Raw genomic sequence first — 21,629 nt, 5'->3', positions numbered from 1 at the left:
ACGCTGGTTAGGATGCACAACCCAGCGTAACGGGAGGTGTGGTGACCGATCTCGATCTGGCGGCGGTGCGGGCGTTCGTGACCGTGGTGGACGAGGGACAGTTCGGCCATGCGGCGCGGGTTCTTGGCATCACGCAGCAGGGCGTGTCCAAGCGCGTCGCGAAACTGGAGAGTCGGCTCGGGGTGAGCCTGTTCGATCGGCTGGCTTCGGGCAGTGCGTTGACGGCCGCGGGCGCGAAGGTGCTGCCGCATGCGCGCGCGCTGCTCGCGGTGGCCCAGGACACCGTGGCCGCCGCGCGGGCTCAGGTGCGACCGCTGCGGGTCGCCGTCCAGGGCGAACGACATGTGGCCTCGGTGTCCATGCGGTACTACCTGGACCGCAACCCGGAGGCGGACGTCGAGATCGTCATGGCCACCGCGTTCCGATCCGGTCGGGACGCGCTGCTGAACGGTCGCGTCGACGCGACGTTCGCGCGTCCGTACGGGGGTCCCCGGGCGCTGCCGCCGGGCATCGGCATCGTCCCGGCCCACCTGGAACCCCTGCACCTGCTGGTCGGCCGCAATCATCCGCTGGCCGCGCATTCGGCGGTCACGCCGACGCAGATCGTGCCCTATCCGGTGTGGGTTCCCGGCGCGTCGGTGCCGTCCGAATGGGCCGATTACTACCGGGAGTGGAGTGCATTCAGTGGCATCGAGATCGTCACCGGCCGGGTGCCGGGCGGTTCGCCCGAACGCGAGGACGATCGCGAGAAGGGGCGCGGCCCGTTCGGGCTCGAGGCCGTCCTGGATCGTCTCGCCGCCTCGGACACATTGGCGAGCTTCGCCGGAGACGGTTACCGCTTCCCGTGGCATCCGCACATCCGCCGCCTGCCGATCTTCGGTCCCACTCCCGCCTATCCGCACGCGCTGCTGTGGTCGAGCGCCGGTGCGCATCCGGGTATGCCACCGCTGATCGCGCACGTCCGGGAGAACTACAACGACGATATCGGCGCGGACTGCTGGATTCCCGAATCGGACCGGCCGATCTTCCTGCCCTCGAATCCCGAGCCCGCTCCGGCCGCCGCCGCGCATCGCGCGGGATGATGGCACGCGCATCGGGACACATGTCCGGACATGATTGACAGCACACCGCGGGCATGCCACCGTGGCGGGGCCCGGATCGGGGCTCGAGGACGATCCGGGTGATCTCGGATGGGAGTGTGTGATGGGGTTTCGCGAACCGGAGCTGCCGGTCATCGATGTGGCGGAGTGGAGCAAGGGCACGCGCAGCGAGCGGATCCGGCCCATGGCGCGGCACTGGGCCGAGGTCGGGTTCGGGACGCCGGTCGCGCTGCATCTGGCCTATGTCGGCAAAATTCTGCTGTACATCCTGCTCGGCTGGCTGATCGTGTTGTCCACCAAGGGCATCGACGGATTTCTCGACGTCGGCCGATGGTGGTCGGAACCGATCGTGTTCCAGAAGGTCGTGCTCTACACGATGCTGTTCGAGGTGATCGGTCTCGGCTGCGGATTCGGGCCGCTGAACAACCGTTACTTCCCGCCGATGGGATCGGTCCTGTACTGGTTGCGGCCCCGGACCATCCGGCTGCCCCCGTGGCCGCGCATTCCGCTCACCGCCGGGACGACGCGCACCCCGGTGGACATCCTGCTGTACGCGGCGCTGCTGGTGGTCACGGTGGTGGCGCTGTTCTCCGACGGAACCGGACCGGTGCCCGGCCTGGACAGCTCCGTCGGGCTGCTGCCGGTCTGGGAGATCGTGCTGATCCTGGCGCTGCTGGCCGTGCTGGGCCTGCGGGACAAGGTGATCTTCCTGGCCGCGCGCGGGGAGGTGTACGGGTCGCTGACCCTGGCCTTCCTGCTGGGCGCGGATTCGCTGGTCGCGGCGAAACTGATCTTCATGGTGATCTGGATGGGCGCCGCGGTGTCGAAACTGAACCGGCACTTCCCGTTCGTGATCTCGACGATGATGTCCAACAATCCGCTGATCCGGCACCGGTCGCTCAAGCGGATGTTCTTCGAGAAGTTCCCGGACGATCTGCGGCCGGGACGTGTCTCGCGGATCGTCGCGCACGGCGCCACCGTCGTGGAACTGTGCGTTCCGCTGGTGCTGTTCTTCGCGCACGGGGGACTGCCGACCGCGATCGCGGCCACCGTGATGGTGTGCTTCCACCTCGGCATCCTGACCGCGATCCCGATGGGTGTTCCGTTGGAATGGAACGTCTTCATGATCTTCGGCATGCTCACGCTGTTCGTGGGACACGCCGGCAGCAGGCCGGCCGGTCTGCGTCATCCCGTACTGGTCGCACTGCTTTTCGTCGTGGTGGCGGGCGTCGTCGTGGCCGGAAATCTGTTCCCGCGCTACATTTCCTTCCTGTCCGGCATGCGGTATTACGCGGGGAACTGGGACACCACCCTGTGGTGCGTGAAACCGTCCGCTTCGGCCAAGATCGGCGCGAACATCGTCGCCATCGCGAGTATGCCGCAGGCTCAGTTGGAGCGGTTCTACGGGAAGGATCGCGCACAGATCCCGCTGTATCTCGGTTACGCGTTCCGTGCCATGAACACGCACGGACGGGCGCTGTTCACCCTCGCGCATCGGGCGATGGCCGGGGCGAACGAGGACGACTACACGATCACCGACGGTGAGCGCATCTGCAGCACCGCGGTCGGGTGGAACTTCGGTGACGGCCATATGCACAACGAGCAGCTCATCGCCGCCCTACAGGAACGCTGCGAGTTCGAACCGGGCGAGGTGCGCGTCGTACTGCTCGACGGCCAGCCCATCCACCGCCAGACCCAGCGGTACCGCCTCGTCGACGCCGCCACAGGCGAATTCGAGCGCGGCCACGTCCGGGTCGCCGATATGGTGACCCGCCAGCCCTGGGCCGATGACCTGCCGGTGCACGTGGACGAGTGAGACTCGGGTACAAATTATTTTGCGTATCCTTTGCTGACTCTTTACGATCATGGTGCCCCGCTGTTGCGGGGGTTTCGCGCGGTGGCTACGCGACACCATGGTGTCCGGGCCGCTTCAGTTCCGCCCTGCTCTCGATGCCAGTACATGTTCGGCCGATGAACCGATCCGGTTGCCCCGGTTCGGCGAAGGAGAAATATGTCCACCGACACCGATCCGGCCCGACGGATACCGTTCCCAGGCCTGTCCGATGTGTTCCGCCACGACTTACCCGCCTCGATCGTGGTGTTCCTCGTCGCCTTACCGCTATCGATCGGCGTCGCCGTGGCCACGGGGGCGCCCGTGGCCGCCGGGCTGCTCGCCGCCGTGATCGGCGGCCTCGTCGCCGGATTGTGCGGCGGATCGACGCTGCAGGTCAGCGGACCGACGGCCAGTCTCACCGTAGTGGTCGCCGAGAGCATCCACCAATTCGGTTGGGCGGTAACCTGTTTCATCACCGCCGGAGCCGGGGTGCTGCAGATCCTGTTCGGGCTCAGCCGGATCGGGCGCGGCGCGCTGGCGATCGCGCCGGTCGTGGTGCACGCCATGCTCGCCGGCATCGGCATCGTCATCACGCTGCAACAGGTGCACGTGCTGCTCGGCGGGCAGTCGCTGAGCTCATCGTGGGACAGCATCGTGCAGTTGCCGCACCAGCTGGGTTCGGTGCACGGCGGCGATGCGCTGGTCGGCGTGCTGGTGATCGCCATTCTGCTGGGGTGGCGTTATCTACCGGCCGCGATCCGGCGGGTGCCCGCGCCCCTGGTCGCGGTGGTGGCCGCGACCGTCGTGGCGCGATTCGTGCCGACCAGCATCGCGCGAATCTCGTTGCGCGGCCCGCTGTTCGAAGATATCTCGCTGCCCGCGCTGCCGTCCGGCGGCTGGGGCGCGGTGGGGCTGACGATGATCACGATCGCGCTGATCGCGAGCGTCGAGACACTGCTGTCCGCGGTCGCGGTGACCCGGTTGCGACCGGGGCGGCGCTGCGATCTCGACCGGGAACTTCTCGGCCAGGGCGTGGCCAACATGGTCTCGGGCCTCGTGGGCGGGCTGCCGGTCGCGGCGGTGATCGTGCGCAGCATCACGAATGTCAACGCGGGTGCGCGGACCCGGGCCTCGACGATGCTCAGCGGCGTATGGGTGTTGATATTCGCGGTGGCGTTCGTCGATGTGGTGCAACAGATTCCGAAGGCCGCGCTGGCCGGGCTACTGATCGTCATCGGCATGGGACTGGTGAAACTGGCTCACATCCGGCTGGCCCGGCGCAGCGGCGATCTGATCGTCTACGCGGTGACCGTACTGGTCGTGGTGTTCTGGAACCTGTTGCTGGGCATGCTGACCGGGCTCGTGCTGGCCTTCGCGCTGCTGCTGTGGCGGGTGGTGCGGGTGGTCGTCGCGGCCGAGCCGGCCGCCGAAGCCGATCGCTGGCTGGTCACCATCGACGGCACCTGCACCTTCCTGGCGCTGCCGCGCTTGACCAGCGAACTCGCGCGGGTGCCCGCGGGCGTGCCGGTCACCGTGGAGATGACCGTCGACTTTCTCGACCACGCCGCCTCCGATGCCTTGCACGAATGGGCGCGCGACCACGAAATGACCGGCGGAACAGTGGAATTCGTGGAAATGGGGACGACCCGCATCGCCGATCTGGCATCCGGCCCGCCCGCTCGCGGGCATGCCCGCCGACTGCTGAGCGAGATGCTGGGCCCGTGGCGGCGCACGCCGCTGGTCGATCCGATCGCCGCCGGTATCACCGCCTACCACCGCGGCCACGCGCACGTGCTGCGGTCGCACCTGGGCGCGTTGCGCGATGTGCAGGACCCGGATTCGCTGTTCGTGACGTGCTCGGATTCCCGGCTGGTCCCGAATGTGTTCACCAGCAGCGGGCCCGGTGACCTGTTCACCGTTCGCAATATCGGCAATCTGATCCCCGAGGGTGGGCGCGACAGCTCGGTCGAGGCCGCCATCGTCTACGCGCTGGACAAACTCCGCGTCCGGTCGGTGGTGGTGTGCGGGCATTCGGGCTGCGGCGCGATGGACGCGCTGTACCGCGAGAGCGTCACCGGGTCCGGGCTCGACGACTGGCTGGACCACGGCCGCGGCGCCCTCGAACAGTTCCGGCTGGGCCACCCGGTGGCCGCGGCCGCCGCGGCTGCGGGCTTCGGCGAGATCGATCAGCTCGGCATGGTGAACGTCGCGGTGCAACTGGAAATCCTGGCCCGGCACGCGCGGGTGTCCCGCGCGATCGCCGAGCGGGGAGTGGTGCTGTCCGGGCTGTTCTTCGATATCCCCACCGCCCGCGTCATCGAGGTCACCGCCGAGGGCATCGCCGAATTCGGCGATGCCGCAACGCATATCGACCTCGACGTCCGTGAGCCGGTCAGCGTGCGGGTCTGACAGGGGCGCCCGGCCGTAGGGCGACGTCGGGTGGCGGATCGGGCGCCGCCCCGGAGTGGGGCATCCGGGGCGGTGTGTGCGCAAGAGTTAACACGGTGGAATTGCTTTTCTCAGTCTTTACTAAGACTTTAATCTTAGTCTGACTTCACTTCCGGCGACCTGTCGACAACGGCGTCCGCAGCGCGCACTGGGATGCCCGGAGAACACGCCTGGTGAAGGAGAATGATGTCCACCACCATCGAAGTGCCCCAACGATCTTCCGCGCCACCCGGCCCCTTCCGGTCGGAGCGCCTCGCTGCCCTGATCCGTCACGATCTGCCTTCCTCGATCGTGGTATTCCTTGTCGCCCTGCCGCTTTCGCTCGGCATCGCCGTCGCCTCCGGGGCCCCGATCGCCGCCGGCCTGATCGCCGCGGTGGTCGGCGGCATCGTGGTCGGTGTGCTGGGCGGAGCGCCGTTGCAGGTCAGCGGACCGGCCGCCGGACTGACCGTGGTCGTGGCCGAGAGCATCACCCAATTCGGCTGGAAGACAACCTGTTTCATGGGCATGGCGGCCGGCCTGCTGCAGATCGTCTTCGGCCTGAGCCGGATCGCTCGCGCGGCGCTGGCCATCGCGCCCGTCGTCGTGCACGCGATGCTGGCCGGGATCGGCGTCACGATCGCTCTGCAACAGGTACACGTGCTGCTCGGCGGCGCCTCGCACAGCGCGGCCGCGGAGAACATCCGCGAACTGCCCGCACAGCTGCTGAATCTGCAAGGCGACGACTTCGCGGTCGGCCTCGTCGTCATCGCGATCATGCTCGCCTGGCGCTGGGTGCCCCAGCGTCTCCGGATGATTCCGGGCCCGCTGGTCGCGGTCGTCGTGGGAACCCTGCTGTCCCTGGTGATTCCGGGCGATCCCGCGCGCCTGGCCATCGACGGCTCCTTGTTCGACGCCATCGGCCTGCCGGACCTCCCGCACGGTGACTGGGCGGCCGTGGCGATGATGGTGCTGACGATCGCGCTGATCGCCAGCGTCGAGAGCCTGCTGTCGGCGGTGGCCACGGACAAGATGCATACGGGCCCGCGGACGGACTACGATCGCGAGCTGATCGGGCAGGGGTCGGCGAATCTGCTCTCGGGCCTGCTGGGCGGCCTCCCGGTCACCGGCGTGATCGTGCGCAGCGCGACGAATGTGCGGTCCGGAGCCCGCTCCCGGGCCTCGTCGATCATGCACGGCGTGTGGCTGCTGATCTTCTCGGTCGCGCTGGTCGGCGTGGTCGAGCAGATCCCGAAATCGGCGCTTGCCGGGCTGCTGATCGTGGTGGGTGTGCAATTGGTCAAAGTGGGTCATATCCGGCTCGCCCGGCGCACCGGTGATCTGGCCGTGTACGCGGTGACGATGCTGGCGGTCGTATTCGCCAACCTGCTCGAGGGTGTGCTGATCGGTCTCGCGCTGGCGTTCGTGCTGCTGCTGTGGCGCGTGGTGCGGGTGAGCGCGCACGCCGCGCCGCTCGGCGACAGCGGCCGGTGGCTGGTCGGCGTCGACGGCACCTGCACATTCCTGGCTCTGCCGAAACTGTCCTCGACACTGGCGAAGGTGCCCGCGGGCGCGGAGGTCATCGTCGAGCTGAGTGTGGATTTCCTGGACCACGCCGCCTGCGAGGCGCTGCAGGACTGGGCTCGCCAGCACGAAAGCAACGGCGGCACGGTCGAATTCGCGGAAATCGGCACCGCGCGAATGGACCGGGTACTGGACGGCCCGCCGCGCCGGGGCAAGGCCCGCGGACCACTGGAGGAGGTGCTCGCACCCTGGCGCGATCGCGGTGCGCACGCCATCATGGCCGGGGTGGCGGCCTACCACCGTGCCCACGCCCACGTGGTGCGTCCGCATCTGGACGAGCTGCGCGACGGGCAGGACCCCGATTCGCTGTTCCTGACCTGCTCCGATTCGCGCATCGTGCCGAACGTGATCACGCACAGCGGTCCTGGGGACCTGTTCACCGTGCGCAATGTCGGGAATCTGGTCCCCGCCGACGGCGCGGACACATCCGTCGAGGCCGCGCTGGAGTTCGCGGTGGACAACCTGGGGGTGCGGGCCGTCGTGGTGTGCGGACATTCCGGCTGCGGTGCGATGCAGGCCCTCCTGCGCGACGATGCGGTCCGCGGCGGCGGCCTGAGCGACTGGCTCGCCCACGCCGATCCGAGCCTGGACCGCTACCGGGCCGGACATCCGGTCGCCGCCGCGGCGGCCGCGGCCGGATATGACGAGACGGCACAGTTGAGCATGGTGAACGTCGCGGTGCAGCTGGAAACCCTGGCCGCTCATCCGCTGGTGAGCCGTGCCGTGCGAGACCGTGACCTGCTGGTGTCGGGTCTGTACTTCGACATCGCCACCGCCCGGGTCCTGTCGGTCACGACGACCGGAATCGCGGAGATCACCGATGCCGATCGCGTCGGAATCGCCGGACGGGACTGAACGTTCGGCACGCCGGACATCGTGTGTCCCAAGCGGATTCGAAGACGACGCACCCGCCGGTCACGCTGCCGATGCGGTGTCCACCGGGCGGCGATCGAAGGTCTGGTGCGTGGGACACCCTGCGCCGCAGACGGGTTCGAAAACGTCGTGGCGCGCCGTTGATCCGCTCGGTTCCCGCGGTTGCCGGGCGGTGCCCGAATGTCCGGCGTGTTGGACGACTCTGCGCCGCAGACGGATTCGAGGATGTGTGGCGCGCTGGTGATCTGTTCCGGTAGTTGCCGAGCGGTGATCGCCCGCGCTCGCGAGTGCGGGGCCCACCGTCGCGTCGTCGCGCGATCCGGCCCCGAGGCCCGTCTCCTGGTATGAGTCGCCGTCCACATCGGGCGTTCGTGTCGATCATTTCTCGAGCGTTGGTCTCGTCACCGTGTGGTGCCGGTGGTCGCCCGGAGATGGACTGGTGCCGGTCATGGCCCGGCGGAACCGGCCGTGCCGGACCGCAGGCACGCGCTTCGAGCGTGCCTGCGGGGCAGCGCGTGTCGCGGGGCCTAGGCTTGGCGCGGTTCTGCGACGCAGTGCAGCGTGCGGCGTCGGCCGGATGCGGCGAGCGGCCGGATCGATGGTCCCGCGCCCGGCCCGATCTCTCGTCGCCCCGGGTTCGCGTGCGTGCCAGAGTGGTAAGTGGAATATTCGGTGGATCGGAGTCGAACGGACATGGTTGCGGTTTCGGCGGGGACAGTGGTGCCCGGCATCGTGCTGACGCGCGCGGAATGGCTGGCCGAGCGGATCTCCGATATGGGGATCTCATGGGGCACCGGCGATACGCGGGTCTCCGGCACGCTGTGGTGGTGTATGGCCGCATCCTCGCTGATCGATCCGGTCGTGGCCGCGTATGCGTCCGGGCTGCCCGTGCCGGATACGGTGCTGGAACATCTGCTGTGTGAGGTCCGTCCGGACGGCGGGATCGAGCGGGTGTTCCGGGCCGCGCTGCCGGCGGGTCCGGCGGCGAGCGAGGCGGTCGCTTCCGTGCCTGCCGAGGATCCGGGGCGGAACCTGCGGGAGACGTTGGCGCGCATCATCCCGGTGGTTGCCGAGGTATCCGGCGCCGGCGTGGCCTCGCTGTGGGCGATCGTCGCCGACGCCATCGGCAATCGGGCCATCGACGCGGGCGATGCCGAGGCCGGGGCCAGGCTGGCTCGCCAGGTCGCGGGGCGCCTGCCCGTTCCGCGTTTCACCGACATCGGCGAGCGGACGTTCGTCCGGCGAATTTCGTGCTGCCTGGTATTCGAGGTGCCCAACTGCCAGATGTGCACCAGCTGTCCCAAGCGGCCCGCCGACGAACGACACGAACTGCTGAGCGCACTTGCCGCAGGCGGCTGAGCGCACTTGCCGCACGCGGCTGAGCGCACCTGCCGCACCCGGCTCGGCACACTGCCCGCACGCGGCTGGGGGCGCGCCCGCGCGCGATCCGGGACGAGAGGGCCGGTCCATCGGCGCGTGCACCGCGGGCTCCCGATAGCATGGTCGCGCCGGGCCGCAACCGCGTACCGGCTGGACTCGGGTCCACTCGCGGGAATTCCCCGCAACCGACACTGCGCGGGCGACCGCCCGCGACGACGACGCCAAGGAGAGCGCAGCCGTGACCATCTCAGCCCGCATAACCCCAGCCGCCCTCGTTCGGGTGCCGGCCGGGACGACGGCGGGCGCCGCGGTGCGCGAGGCGGGTCTGCCGACGAAGGGGCCCGACACGATCGTGGTCGTGCGCGACCCAGAGGGCAACCTCAAGGATCTGTCCTGGACTCCGGACGAGGACGTCGAGGTGCGGCCTGTCGCCGCCGATACCGAGGACGGCCGCAGCGTCATCCGGCATTCGGCCGCGCACGTGCTGGCCCAGGCCGTGCAACAGGAGTTCCCGGAGGCCAAGCTCGGCATCGGCCCGCCGATCAAGGACGGCTTCTACTACGACTTCCAGGTCGATCGCCCCTTCACCCCCGAGGATCTGGCCAAGCTGGAATCGCGGATGAAGAAGATCGTCAAAGGCGCGCAGCGGTTTTCGCGGCGCGTGGTGGAGGTCGAGGACGCCCGCGTCGAACTCGCCGCCGAGCCGTTCAAGCTGGAGTTGATCAGCGACAAGTCCGGGATCGACGATCCGGAAATTATGGAGGTCGGCGGCAGTGGTCTGGGAAAGAACGAGCTGACCATCTACGACAACCTGGACCCGCGCACCGGCGAGAAGGTCTGGGGAGATCTGTGCCGGGGCCCGCACATCCCGACCACCAAATTCATTCCCGCGTTCAAGCTGACCCGTTCCTCGGCGGCCTACTGGCGGGGTGATCAATCCCGCGAGGATCTCCAGCGCGTCTACGGCACCGCATGGGAATCGCAGGAGGCACTGGACGCCCACCTCGCGCTGCTCGCGGAGGCGGAGAAGCGCGACCACCGCAAACTCGGCCTGGAACTGGACCTGTTCTCGTTCCCGGACGAACTGGGGTCGGGCCTGCCGGTGTTCCACCCCAAGGGCGGCATCATCCGCAAGGAGCTCGAGGAGTACTCGCGCCAGCGGCACATCGCCGCGGGCTACGAGTTCGTGAACACCCCGCACATCACCAAGGGACATCTGTTCGAGGTCTCCGGCCACCTGGACTGGTACCGGGACGGCATGTTCCCGGCCATGCATCTGGACGCGGAATACAACGAGGACGGCAGCGTCCGCAAGCCGGGCCAGGACTACTACGTCAAGCCGATGAACTGCCCGATGCACAATCTGATCTTCCGGGCGCGCGGCAGGTCCTATCGCGAGCTGCCGCTGCGGCTGTTCGAATTCGGCTCGGTGTACCGGTACGAGAAGTCCGGTGTGGTCCACGGCCTGACCCGGGTTCGCGGTATGACCCAGGACGACGCGCACATCTACTGCACGAAGGAGCAGATGCACGCGGAGCTGACCAGCACGCTGAACTTCGTGCTCTCCCTGCTGAAGGACTACGGCCTGGACGACTTCTACCTGGAGTTGTCCACCAAGGACCCGCAGAAGTTCGTCGGCTCCGACGAAATCTGGGAGGAGGCCACCGAAACTCTGGAGAAGGTCGCCGGGGCCTCGGGCTTGGAGTTGGTGCCCGATCCGGGCGGCGCGGCGTTCTACGGTCCGAAGATCTCGGTGCAGACCAAGGACGCGCTGGGCCGCACCTGGCAGATGTCGACCATCCAGCTCGATTTCAACCTGCCCGAGCGGTTCAACCTGGAGTACACCGCCTCCGACGGCAGCAAGCAGCGCCCGGTCATGATCCACCGCGCGCTGTTCGGCTCCATCGAGCGCTTCTTCGGCGTGCTGACCGAGCACTACGCCGGCGCGTTCCCCGCATGGCTCTCACCCGTGCAGGCCGTCGGCATTCCGGTGGCGGAAACCTTTGCGCCGCACCTGGATCGGGTGATCGAGCTGTTGCACGACCACGGCGTGCGCGCTCAGGTCGACCGCAGTGACGACCGGATGCAGAAGAAGATCTTCAACAACACCGCGCAGAAGGTGCCGTTCATGCTGTTGGCAGGTGAGCGGGATGTCGCCGCCGGCGCGGTGAGCTTCCGATTCCGCGACGGAACCCAGGTGAACGGCGTACCGGTGGCCGATGCGGTGGCCACCGTCGTCGACTGGATCGAACGCCGGGAGAACGCCTCACCCACCGCGGACGGTTTCGAGATCCGAACCGGCGAGGCGTGACGAGGCCTCAACATGGATTCGGAACAGATCGTGGATACGGGCGCGGGCGACCCCGACCGCCTGCAGCGGCTGTGGACGCCCTATCGGATGTCCTACATCACCGGCGCGGTCGGGGATCGCGAGGCGCGTGAGCGCGAGACCGAAGCGCCGGGCGAGCGGCCCGCGCCCGGGCATCCGTTCATCGAGATCCCCAAGATGTCCGATGAGGACGGTTTGGTCATCGCCCGTGGTGAATGGGTTTACGCGGTGTTGAACCTGTATCCCTACAATCCCGGCCACATGATGGTCGTGCCGTACCGGCGGGTGGCCGATCTCGAGGCGCTTACCCTGGAGGAGAGCACCGAGCTGATGGCCTTCACACAGCAGGCGATCCGGGTGATGAAGAAAGTGTCCCGGCCCGAGGGCTTCAACGTCGGGCTGAATCTGGGTGGTGTCGCGGGCGGGTCGCTCGCGGACCACCTGCATCAGCACATCGTGCCCCGCTGGGGTGGGGACGCCAATTTCATCACCGTTGTCGGCGGGGTGAAGGTGATGCCGCAGTTGTTGCGGGAGACCCGGGCCCTGCTGGCGGGCGCATGGAAGGAAGACTCGTAGCGTGCTGAGCTTCTTCGGTCGTGAGACGTTCGCCAAAGCGACTGCGCCGCTGGGCAAAGCGCTGGTGAGTACCGGGCTCACGCCCGATGCCATGACGTTGATCGGCACCGCGGCATCGATCATCGCCGCGGTGACGCTCTTCCCGCTGGATCACCTGTTCTGGGGCACGATGGTGATCTGGCTGTTCGTCATGTTCGACATGCTCGACGGGGCGATGGCCCGCGCCCGGGGCGGCGGCACGAAATACGGCGCGGTCCTGGATGCCTCGTGTGACCGGGTGGCAGACGGGGCGATCTTCGGCGCGCTGGCCTGGTGGTCGGTGTACAACCAGCACAGCAAGCAGCTGTTCGCGGCGACGCTCGTGGTGCTGGTCACCTCACAGGTCATCTCCTACGTCAAGGCCCGGGCCGAGGCCAGTGGGCTCACTGCCGACGGCGGCCTCATCGAGCGGCCGGACCGGCTGGTGATCGTGCTGGTCGGGGCCGGATTCACCGGAATCGGGCAGTATTTCGGCATCGGCTGGCTGGTCTACGCGGTGTACCTCGCGATGTACGTTTTGGCGGTGCTGAGCGTGGTCACGGTGTTCCAGCGGGTGCTGGCGGTGCGCAATTCCGCGGGTGCGCGCGATCTGCTCGCGCCCGGAAGCGCCGGTGAATCGCAGCCGGGCGGGGCCGAGCCCGGCCCGGCGAAATAGGGGGTCGGCATGACGGATCTGAAGTCCGCACTCACCGACAAGGCGTACGCGGCCGGATGGCGACTGGTGCGGGCCCTTCCCGAGGGCGCGGCGCGGCGGTGGTTCGACCGCGGCGGCAACTGGGCGGGCAACCGCGCGAACCGGGCCGCACACCGCACCGGCGACCCGGACCAGTTGCGCCGCAACCTGGCCCGGGTTCTCGGCGTGGCCCCGGCCGCGGTCCCCGACGAGTTGATCCGCGCGAGCATGCGTTCGTACGCCCGGTACTGGCGCGAGGCGTTCCGCTTGCCGAGCATGGATCATGCGGCTCTGGGGTCGCTGGCTGTCGAGCAGGTGGAGAATCTGCACGAGGCGCTGGCCCGCGGTCGCGGTGTGGTGCTCGCGCTCCCGCATTCGGGTAACTGGGATATGGCCGGGGTGTGGCTGGTGCAGAACAACGGCACCTTCGCCACGGTGGCCGAGCGGCTCGAACCGGAGGCCCTGTTCGAGCGTTTCATGGCGTACCGGGAGAGCCTCGGGTTCGAGGTGTTCCCGCTCACCGGAGGTGAGCAGCCGCCGTTCGCGCAGCTCGCGGATCGCCTGCGGCACAACGGGGTGGTGTGCCTGATGGGCGAGCGCGACCTTACCGGCAAGGGGGTTCCGGTGACCATGTTCGGCGAACGCACCTGGCTGCCCGCGGGCGCGGCCAAGCTCGCCATCGAGACGGGGGCGGCCCTGATCCCGGTGCACTGCTGGTTCACCACCGACGAGTCCGGCCGCGAGTCGTGGGGCATGAAAACCGAAACGGCACTGGACACCTCGGGCGGCGTCGCGGTGGCCACCCAGGCACTGGCGGATCGGTTCGCGGCCAATATCGCCGAGCATCCCGCCGACTGGCATATGCTCCAGCCGCTGTGGGAGGCCGACCTTTCCGAGGCCCGGTTGTCCCGCATCGTCGCGGCGCAGGCCGGACGTACCGTGAATCCGGTGCGGCACAGGCAGGATCGTGCGGCGGAGGACGCGGTGCCCAGCGACGGTGGGTCATGAGGATCGGCATGGTCTGCCCGTACTCGTTCGACGTACCGGGCGGGGTGCAGTCGCATGTCGTGGAGTTGGCGCAGGTGCTGATCGAACGCGGGCACCGGGTCAGTGTGCTCGCCCCGGCCTCCGAGGACACCGCGCTGCCCGATTTCGTGGTCTCGGCCGGTAAGGCGGTGGCGATTCCCTACAACGGTTCGGTGGCGCGGCTGTCCTTCGGGCCGACCGCATACAGCCGGTTGCGCCGCTGGATCGCCGAGGGCGATTTCGACGTGCTGCACATCCATGAGCCCAATGCGCCGAGTCTGTCGATGTTGGCGTTGAAGGTCGCCGAGGGCCCGATCGTGGCGACCTTCCACACGTCGACCACGAAATCCCTTGTGCTGAGCACTTTTCAGGGCGTGCTGCGGCCGTATCACGAGAAGATCAGCGGTCGGATCGCGGTGTCGGAGCTCGCCCGCCGCTGGCAGGTGGAGGCGCTGGGCGGGGACGCGGTGGAGATCCCCAACGGGGTGGACGTGCCCGCGTTCGCGCACGCGCCGCTGCTCGGCGGTTATCCGCGCGAGGGTGGGACCGTACTGTTCCTGGGCCGCTACGACGAACCGCGCAAGGGGATGGCGGTACTGCTGGGTGCGCTGCCCGCGTTGGTGCGGCGGCATCCGGGGGTACAGATCCTGATCGTCGGTCGCGGCGACGAGGAGAGACTTCGGCGCGAGGCCGGTGCACATGCGTCACATCTGCGGTTCCTCGGTCAGGTCTCCGACGAGGACAAGGCCTCGGCGATGCGCAGTGCGGACGTGTACTGCGCGCCGAATCTCGGTGGTGAGAGCTTCGGCATCGTGCTGGTGGAGGCGATGGCAGCTGGAACCGCCGTCGTGGCAAGCGAATTGGACGCCTTCCGGCGGGTGCTGCGCGACGGTGTCGCGGGAAGGCTGGTCCCGGTTGGTGATTCGGCGGCCCTGGCGGACGCGCTGAACGAGCTGCTCGGTGATCGGGCGCGTCGGCAGGAGCTGATCCGGGCGGCGAATCAGGTCGTGGGGGAATATGATTGGCCGGTCGTGGCCGAACAGATTCTACGGGTGTACGAAACGGTCACGGTCGGTGACGCCCGAGTCAGGACCGCCGGATGATCACTTTCTCCGCCACCACGATTCTCGTCCTCGCGCTGATCGCGGCGTTGATCGTCGCGGCGGGTGTGTGGGCGTACTCCACGGCCAATCGCCTGGACCGGCTACACGTGCGAAGCGATCAGGCGCGTGACGCGCTCGAGGCGGCGCTGTCCCGGCGCGCGGTGGTGGCCCGGACCGTGGCGATTTCGATGGCCGGACCCGTGGCGGATCCGGCGGTGGCCGAACGGTCCAAACGCCTTGTCGCCCTGGCGGATCGAGCGGAGCGCGCCGACTGGCGCAGCCGCGAGACCACGGAGAATCAGCTCGCCGCGGCACTGTCGGCGCTGGACATCACCCAGCTACGCCCGCAACTGGTGGCCGAACTGGCCGATGCCGAGGCGCGGGTACTGATCGCGCGACGTTTCCACAACGACGCGGTACGCGACACCCTGGCCCTGCGCACCCGCCGTCCGGTGCGGCTGCTGCATCTGGGCGGTACCGCGCCGCTGCCGACCTATTTCGAGATCGCCGAGCGCGTCACGCCCGCGGCGACCACCGGCCTGGACGTGGACACCGTGCGCACCTCCGCGCGGGTGATCCTGCTGGACGAACAGGATCGGGTGCTGCTGCTGCGCGGCCACGACCCGAGAACGCCGGATATGCCGTTCTGGTTCACCGTCGGCGGCGGAATCGAGCCGGGGGAGACCCTGCGCACCGCGGCGGTGCGGGAGCTGTGGGAGGAGACCGGATTCGCGCTGGACTCCTCGCTGCTGCGCGGTCCGCTGTGGCGGCGGGTGGCGGTGTTTCCGTTCGACGGTGAGTTGATCCGCTCCGAGGAGTTGTTCTTCGTCGCTCGCGCCAAGAATTTCGCCCCCATGGCGGCCGATCCCACGACCTGGGAACGACACTGCGTGACCGACGACAAGTGGTGCACGCCCGAGGACATCGCCGAACTGGATCGGCAAGGCGAGGCGGTGTACCCCTATCACCTGGATCAGCTGCTGCCCGAAGCGGTCGCCGCCTGCTCGGCCATCACCGATCCCGAGGTCCGCTCCATCCGCTAGCCGTCGGCGGCCGGCATTCGCCCACTGACCGTAGGCAACTGCTCACGGAGTGTTAACCAGCCGTGGTGATACACATTATGTTCGCGCTCACGTCCGCAGGAGACTGTGTGGCAGTCGGATCGTGTGGGTAGTGAGAGTTCTCGGTGGACATGGTGATTGACCACGATATTGCACGGGGCCGTCGGGCGAGTGGAGTGTTGCCGGACGAGCACGGCCGGTTCGGGCGGTACGGCGGGCGGTATGTTCCCGAAGGTCTGATGGCCGCCTTGCTCGAGCTGGAACGCACCTATCTGGCCGCGAGAAACGATCAGGGCTTCATCGGCGAACTCGACGAGTTGCTGCGCGATCGGGTGGGGAGACCGACTCTGCTGCACCGGGTTCCGCGGTTCGCCGGGGCGTTGCGGGCGTCCGGTGCGCGGGTCTACCTCAAGCGTGAGGATATGGCGCACACCGGCGCGCACAAGATCAACAACGCGATCGGGCAGGCGCTGCTGGCCCGGCGGATGGGCAAACGCCGGATCATTGCCGAGACCGGGGCCGGGCAGCACGGCGTCGCGGTGGCAACCGTGTCCGCGATGCTGGGTCTGAGCTGCGTGGTCTACATGGGCGCTGACGATATGGCACGACAGGAGTCGAACGTCGTGCGCATGCGATTGCTCGGCGCCGAGGTTCGCGCGGTGTGCGTCGGCGGCCGGGGGCTCAAGGACGCGGTCAGCGAATCGGTGCGTGACTGGGTGGCGAATCTGGACACCAGTCACTACGTGTTCGGCACCGCGGCCGGGCCCGCGCCCTATCCGTGGATCGTGCGCGAATTCCAGACGGTGATCGGCCGGGAATCGCGTGCGCAGATCCTGGAATCCGAAGGGCGACTGCCGGATTACGTGCTGGCCTGCGTCGGCGGCGGAAGTAACGCGGTCGGGATGTTCCATCCGTTCGTGGACGATCCGGGTGTGCGGCTGATCGGAGTCGAGGCCGCCGGACGCGGCGGGAACGAGCATGCGGCGACGTTGAATTTCGGCCGTCCCGGCGAGGTCGACGGCTCGTACAGCTATCTGCTGCAGGACGAGGACGGCCAGATCAGCCGCACCCACAGCATCGCCGCGGGTTTGGACTATCCCGGCGTCGGCCCCGAGCTGAGCCACCTCGAGGATGCCGGCCGGGCCGTGTTCGGTACGGCCACCGACGCGCAGGCCCTGGTCGCTCTGCGCACGCTGAGCCGTACCGAGGGGATCCTGCCCGCCCTGGAATCCGCGCACGCCCTCGGCTATCTGCTGGACGTGGCCGAGCGCGGCGAGCTGCCGCCGGATTCGGTGGTCCTGGTGTGCCTGTCCGGCCGCGGTGACAAGGACCTGCACATCGCCGCGGACGGCCTGGACGCCCTCGAATCGGGTCTTCAGAAGGTGAACTTGTTGCCGTAGGCGGTGGTCTGCACGGTGCCCTGTGGCGTGGCGACCGCGGTGGTGACGAACGGGACCGCTTCGACGGGTGAGGCGCATTGCGAGACGTTGAGGGCGGCGTTGGCGAAGGTCAGGTGGTAGGGGAACCGGGTCTTGTCGTCCAGGGTGGCGGTCGCCGTGGTCACCGTGGTGACCTGGCCGGGTCCGATGGTCGCGGACAAGACCTCTTGCACGCCGAGCGCGCCGCCGACGTTCGGCGAGATGCCCACACTGCCCGAGGAGCTTTGGCTGGGTGTCGTGGTGGTGGGTGTTGTCGTCGTGGTGGTGGGTGGTGATGTCGTGGTGGTCGGCGGTGGTGTCGTGGTGGTGGGTGGTGTCGTGGTCGTGGTGGGTGGTGCCGTCGTGGCCGCAGGTGTGCCGGCTGGTGTGCTGGTGGCCGCTGGTGTGCCGGCTGGTGTACTGGTGGCCGCTGGTGCGACGTTGCTGGTGGCCGGGCTGGTGGTGGGTGCGGAGCCGGTAGTGGGCGCCGGGCTCGTGGTGGGTGCTGGGCTCGTGGTGGGCGCCGGGCTCGTTGTGGGTGCTGGGCTGGTGGCGAGTGGTGCGCCGGTGGCGAGTGGTGCGCTGGTGCCGACTGGGCCGTTCCCGACGCCCGGGGCGCTTACAGGACTCACGGAGGAGGGGGTGTTGATCGTGAGGCTCGGGGAGATGCCGCCGGTCACGGCCTGCTGCGGCTCGATGCCCACCGTGACGCCGCCGGCCGTGCTGATACCGCACCCCAGCAGAAATCCCGCGACCGCAGTGCCGGAGATGATCGGCACACCGGTGATCGCCACCGAGTAGTTACCGTTCACCTGGCTGGCGTGCGAGAACGCCATGAGGTACGTCGGGGTCCGATTGCCCGGCGCGTTCACCCCGATGTGATCGACGGAGGCATGCAGATGTACACCCGATCCATTGGCGTCGGTGCTGGTGGGCTGCGCGTTTCCGAGCCAGGCGGCACTGGCCCACAGGTCGATCGCCAGCACACTTGCCGCGGCCAGGGTGAACGAGCGTCGCATAGCGGGATCCTGTTCTCGAAGCGGACGTGCAGAGCTACGAACTTTCGGAGAGCGAGGTGCTGCTATCAGCACGGATCATAGGTGACTGGAGCGCAAAAACCCTGGTGGTGGACTGGCCGGGCGTGCCAGAGTGAATCACTGTGAGATGTCTCATCTTCAGATAGGGTCGAGGCGCGGTTTGCCGTCGGCACACACGGTGAATCGGATGTGTGGAGGTGAATACCGTGACCATGTCCTATCTGCTGCATGATTTCCTGGTGCCGTACATCGGCGAGGAGGCCGCGACCTACTGGGCGACGCTGCTGGTGATCGATCCGGCGGGGTGATCGCATAGCGGCGCGGTAGCGGTATCCGGCGTCCGGAGATCGGGTTGGCAGTCCAGTGGTCTCCGACTGGCTATGAAGTGGCCTGATCGGGCCGCCTAGAATCGTGTCGTTCGATCATGAACGATCCGAGTTCGCCCATCACACAGGAGTTAGCCGTGACGACGCCCGAAACCGCCCCGACGACCGGTACCGCCCGCGTGAAGCGCGGTATGGCCGAGATGCTCAAGGGCGGGGTGATCATGGACGTGGTCACGCCCGAGCAGGCCAAGATCGCCGAGGACGCCGGTGCGGTGGCCGTGATGGCGCTCGAGCGGGTTCCCGCCGATATCCGCGCTCAGGGCGGGGTGTCCCGGATGAGCGATCCGGACATGATCGACGGCATCATCAACGCGGTCTCGATCCCGGTGATGGCCAAGGCGCGAATCGGTCATTTCGTGGAGGCGCAGATCCTGCAGAGCCTCGGAGTGGACTACGTCGACGAGTCCGAGGTGCTGACTCCCGCGGACTACTCGCACCACATCGACAAGTGGAACTTCACCGTCCCGTTCGTATGCGGCGCGACCAACCTCGGCGAGGCGCTGCGGCGAATTACCGAGGGCGCGGCCATGATTCGCTCCAAGGGCGAGGCCGGGACGGGCGATGTGTCCAATGCCACCACCCATATGCGCAAGATCCGCGGCGAGATCCGGCGGCTGAGCGCGCTGCCCGAGGACGAGCTGTACGTGGCGGCCAAGGAGTTGCAGGCCCCCTATGAGCTGGTTCGCGAGATCGCCGAGACCGGCAAGCTGCCGGTGGTGCTGTTCACCGCGGGCGGTATCGCCACGCCCGCCGACGCCGCGATGATGATGCAGCTCGGCGCCGAGGGCGTGTTCGTCGGCTCGGGCATCTTCAAGTCGGGTGATCCGGCCCAGCGCGCGGCGGCCATCGTCAAGGCCACCACCTTCCACGACGATCCGGATGTGCTGGCCAAGATCTCGCGCGGTCTGGGCGAGGCCATGGTCGGTATCAACGTCGAAGAGATCCCCGAGCCGCACCGCCTCGCCGAGCGCGGCTGGTAATTCCGATCCGACCAGGTTCTGCCCTGCGCCCCGGCCCCTGCGGGCCGGGGCTTTTTCGTCGTCGGACGACCTGCTCGGCAGGTATTCGAGAGGTCCGCTTGTCAAGCGGAACATTGATCCGTATCGTTACCGGAGCAAGGTTCCGCTTTATCGCTCGATGCCGAAAGGACCGATGCGCGATGCCGCAGACACCCCGCCCGAGCTTCGGGATCATCACCGCCCCCCAGCAGGTGGACTATCAGGACGTTCAGCGAGTGTGGCAGGAGGCGGACGGCGTCGAGCAGATCGAGCACGCCTGGTTGTTCGACCATCTCATGCCCATCGGCGGCGATCCGGACGGCCCGATATTCGAGGGCTGGACGCTGCTGTCCGCACTGGCCGCGCAGACCTCCCGGCTGCGTCTGGGACTGCTGGTGACCAGCAACCGATTCCGGCCCCCGGCCGTACTGGCCAAGATCGCCACGACGGTGGATATCGTCTCGGGCGGTCGCCTGGAGTTCGGTATCGGCGTCGGGTCGCGACCCGATATCCCTTGGGCCCGACGCGAATACGACGGGCACGGCCTGCCGTATCACGACACCGCGCACGCCGTCGCGAGTTTCGCGGAGGCGTGCACCGTCATCCGGCGGTTGTGGACCGAGCAGGAGCCGTTCGACTTCGACGGCCGATACATCCAACTGAGCGGGGCGTTGGGCAATCCCAAGCCTGTGCAGCGCCCGCATCCGCCGATCATGATCGGTGGCCGCGCGGCCTCGACGCTGCGGGTTGCCGCCGAGCACGCCGATCTGTGGAACATCGCCGGTGTCGATCTCGCCGACGCGGTTCAGCGCAGTGCGCTACTGGACCGCTACTGCACGGAGATCGGCCGGGATCCGGCCGCGATCACCCGCTCGACCATGGTGTCGGTGTCCTACGAAAATCCCGAGCTGACCCGGGCCGGGATCGATGCGGCGCTCGAGGCGGGCTTCGCGCACATCATCCTGGGGCTGTCGGATCCCTGTCCCGCCGGAGTCGCCCGCTGGATCGCCGACGAGATCATCGGCGCGCGGGCCGAGGCGACCGCGCCGGCGAGTGCGTGAATCCGAGATCCGCTGTACTGGGACAGGTTTCATTCGGGGTGTGCGTCTCGGACGCGCAGTGCCGGACGGTCGCGGTGGTCCCAGGCGACCAGGATGTCCGGCTCCTGATGTGTGTCGTGGCGGTGCCGCAGCAGAGCCGCGACGATGAACGGTTCGGCCTCGGCGCGGCGCAGCGCACCCTCGGACAGGCGGAGTTCCACGCTCAGATCGAACCTCAGCCCGCGATCGAGCAGCATCGGTCCCGCGACCAGAACGATCGTCTCCGGAGCCGCGGGAATCGTTGCGGCGCGGGCGGATCGGTCGATGCGCTCGTTCCAGAGGGCAGGCAGCCACCGCCCGTGCTCGCGCAAAGCCTGCAGCACTTCGCGGTTCAGGCCCGCATAGTCGAACCAGGCTGTGCGGTAAGACATCTCGTCGCGGCCGAACTCCAGCCGCAGGGACGCCGGACGCACATAATCGTGCAGTGACACCGTCGCACAGGCTCGTCCGCGAGTGCGGACCCGCTCGGCGACGGTTTCCGCGAAGCCGAGCGGATCCGCCGCATCGGCCCCATCCACGGCGACGACCGCGCGACCCGGCAGTTCCAGGACACGGTCGAGGACGACCTCGACCAGCGCGTCCACGGTGACAGGGGAGAAGCTCGGCACCGGACCATCATGCCGGGCGGCGGGTTTCGCCGAGAGTCGGCCGCCGCCGCCGGTTCGCCATCGCTTAGCCTGGGCAC

16 protein-coding genes are annotated in these 21,629 nt (G+C 68.1%); 14 read left to right on the top strand and 2 right to left on the bottom strand.

Annotation, left to right across the window (positions count from 1 at the left end; all coding sequences use genetic code 11):
* The first annotated feature begins 41 nt into the window (after window positions 1-41).
* From NV1_RS13380 to trpB, 12 genes are all read left to right on the top strand, one after another.
* The gene (locus NV1_RS13380) at window positions 42-1,082 is read left to right on the top strand and encodes a LysR family transcriptional regulator (protein WP_169813326.1); all 1,041 of its coding nucleotides are present in this window, start codon (window positions 42-44) and stop codon (window positions 1,080-1,082) included.
* A gap of 121 nt (window positions 1,083-1,203) precedes the next feature.
* Entirely contained in the window at window positions 1,204-2,916 is a 1,713-nt protein-coding gene (locus NV1_RS13375) for a DUF3556 domain-containing protein (RefSeq protein WP_067890612.1), read from the top strand.
* 195 nt (window positions 2,917-3,111) lie between these two features.
* Complete coding sequence (locus NV1_RS13370) at window positions 3,112-5,343, top strand: SulP family inorganic anion transporter (protein ID WP_067890249.1); 2,232 nt, start codon at window positions 3,112-3,114, stop codon at window positions 5,341-5,343.
* Between the two features lie 225 nt (window positions 5,344-5,568).
* A complete protein-coding gene (locus NV1_RS13365; RefSeq protein ID WP_067890609.1) occupies window positions 5,569-7,800 on the top strand; it encodes a SulP family inorganic anion transporter in 2,232 nt (743 codons plus the stop codon).
* A gap of 711 nt (window positions 7,801-8,511) precedes the next feature.
* Window positions 8,512-9,177, top strand: coding sequence for a (2Fe-2S)-binding protein (locus NV1_RS13355; RefSeq protein WP_067890245.1), 666 nt, complete (start codon window positions 8,512-8,514; stop codon window positions 9,175-9,177).
* 259 nt (window positions 9,178-9,436) lie between these two features.
* Window positions 9,437-11,509, top strand: a complete 2,073-nt coding sequence (gene thrS / locus NV1_RS13350) for a threonine--tRNA ligase (protein ID WP_067890242.1) — start codon at window positions 9,437-9,439, stop codon at window positions 11,507-11,509.
* A gap of 12 nt (window positions 11,510-11,521) precedes the next feature.
* The gene (locus tag NV1_RS13345) at window positions 11,522-12,103 is read left to right on the top strand and encodes an ATP adenylyltransferase (protein ID WP_067890239.1); all 582 of its coding nucleotides are present in this window, start codon (window positions 11,522-11,524) and stop codon (window positions 12,101-12,103) included.
* Between the two features lies 1 nt (window position 12,104).
* Entirely contained in the window at window positions 12,105-12,797 is a 693-nt protein-coding gene (gene pgsA / locus NV1_RS13340; protein ID WP_067890237.1) for a phosphatidylinositol phosphate synthase, read from the top strand.
* A 9-nt stretch (window positions 12,798-12,806) separates the two neighbouring features.
* A complete protein-coding gene (locus NV1_RS13335; RefSeq protein ID WP_067890235.1) occupies window positions 12,807-13,823 on the top strand; it encodes a phosphatidylinositol mannoside acyltransferase in 1,017 nt (338 codons plus the stop codon).
* The gene (locus NV1_RS13330; protein ID WP_067890232.1) at window positions 13,820-14,944 is read left to right on the top strand and encodes a glycosyltransferase family 4 protein; all 1,125 of its coding nucleotides are present in this window, start codon (window positions 13,820-13,822) and stop codon (window positions 14,942-14,944) included. The genes NV1_RS13335 and NV1_RS13330 overlap by 4 nt, the downstream gene beginning before the upstream one ends.
* The gene (locus NV1_RS13325; RefSeq protein ID WP_067890606.1) at window positions 14,944-15,987 is read left to right on the top strand and encodes an NUDIX hydrolase; all 1,044 of its coding nucleotides are present in this window, start codon (window positions 14,944-14,946) and stop codon (window positions 15,985-15,987) included. Before NV1_RS13330 ends, NV1_RS13325 begins: the two co-directional genes overlap by 1 nt.
* A gap of 149 nt (window positions 15,988-16,136) precedes the next feature.
* Window positions 16,137-17,405 (top strand): tryptophan synthase subunit beta, encoded by a 1,269-nt coding sequence (gene trpB, locus NV1_RS13320; RefSeq protein WP_067890603.1) that lies wholly within the window; start codon window positions 16,137-16,139, stop codon window positions 17,403-17,405.
* Here trpB and NV1_RS42105 read toward each other — a convergent pair.
* A complete protein-coding gene (locus NV1_RS42105; RefSeq protein WP_084525339.1) occupies window positions 17,381-18,442 on the bottom strand; it encodes an MspA family porin in 1,062 nt (353 codons plus the stop codon). The genes trpB and NV1_RS42105 overlap by 25 nt on opposite strands.
* Before the next feature lie 481 nt (window positions 18,443-18,923).
* Here NV1_RS42105 and pdxS point away from each other — a divergent pair, with 481 nt between their 5' ends.
* Together pdxS and NV1_RS13300 are read left to right on the top strand one after the other, a co-directional pair.
* The gene (gene pdxS, locus NV1_RS13305) at window positions 18,924-19,826 is read left to right on the top strand and encodes a pyridoxal 5'-phosphate synthase lyase subunit PdxS (RefSeq protein ID WP_174557436.1); all 903 of its coding nucleotides are present in this window, start codon (window positions 18,924-18,926) and stop codon (window positions 19,824-19,826) included.
* 179 nt (window positions 19,827-20,005) lie between these two features.
* The gene (locus tag NV1_RS13300) at window positions 20,006-20,905 is read left to right on the top strand and encodes an LLM class flavin-dependent oxidoreductase (protein ID WP_067890225.1); all 900 of its coding nucleotides are present in this window, start codon (window positions 20,006-20,008) and stop codon (window positions 20,903-20,905) included.
* A 29-nt stretch (window positions 20,906-20,934) separates the two neighbouring features.
* On the opposite strand, the gene NV1_RS13295 is transcribed toward NV1_RS13300, so the two are convergent.
* Complete coding sequence (locus NV1_RS13295; RefSeq protein WP_067890598.1) at window positions 20,935-21,552, bottom strand: nucleoside/nucleotide kinase family protein; 618 nt, start codon at window positions 21,550-21,552, stop codon at window positions 20,935-20,937.
* Window positions 21,553-21,629 lie beyond the last annotated feature (77 nt).

The organism is Nocardia vaccinii NBRC 15922, assembly GCF_001613305.1.
Classification (GTDB): Bacteria; Actinomycetota; Actinomycetes; order Mycobacteriales; family Mycobacteriaceae; genus Nocardia; species Nocardia vaccinii.
This window is presented reverse-complemented; position numbering and strand designations above follow the sequence as displayed.

What these genes read in the sequence shown, in the direction of transcription:
- NV1_RS13375 (WP_067890612.1), top strand. Translation starts at nt 1,204, where the DNA reads ATGGGGTTTCGCGAACCGGAGCTGCCGGTCATCGATGTGGCGGAGTGG.
- NV1_RS13370 (WP_067890249.1), top strand. Translation starts at nt 3,112, where the DNA reads ATGTCCACCGACACCGATCCGGCCCGACGGATACCGTTCCCAGGCCTG.
- NV1_RS13365 (WP_067890609.1), top strand. Translation starts at nt 5,569, where the DNA reads ATGTCCACCACCATCGAAGTGCCCCAACGATCTTCCGCGCCACCCGGC.
- NV1_RS13355 (WP_067890245.1), top strand. Translation starts at nt 8,512, where the DNA reads ATGGTTGCGGTTTCGGCGGGGACAGTGGTGCCCGGCATCGTGCTGACG.
- NV1_RS13345 (WP_067890239.1), top strand. Translation starts at nt 11,522, where the DNA reads ATGGATTCGGAACAGATCGTGGATACGGGCGCGGGCGACCCCGACCGC.
- NV1_RS13335 (WP_067890235.1), top strand. Translation starts at nt 12,807, where the DNA reads ATGACGGATCTGAAGTCCGCACTCACCGACAAGGCGTACGCGGCCGGA.
- NV1_RS13330 (WP_067890232.1), top strand. Translation starts at nt 13,820, where the DNA reads ATGAGGATCGGCATGGTCTGCCCGTACTCGTTCGACGTACCGGGCGGG.
- trpB (WP_067890603.1), top strand. Translation starts at nt 16,137, where the DNA reads ATGGTGATTGACCACGATATTGCACGGGGCCGTCGGGCGAGTGGAGTG.
- NV1_RS42105 (WP_084525339.1), bottom strand. Translation starts at nt 18,442, where the DNA reads ATGCGACGCTCGTTCACCCTGGCCGCGGCAAGTGTGCTGGCGATCGAC.
- NV1_RS13300 (WP_067890225.1), top strand. Translation starts at nt 20,006, where the DNA reads ATGCCGCAGACACCCCGCCCGAGCTTCGGGATCATCACCGCCCCCCAG.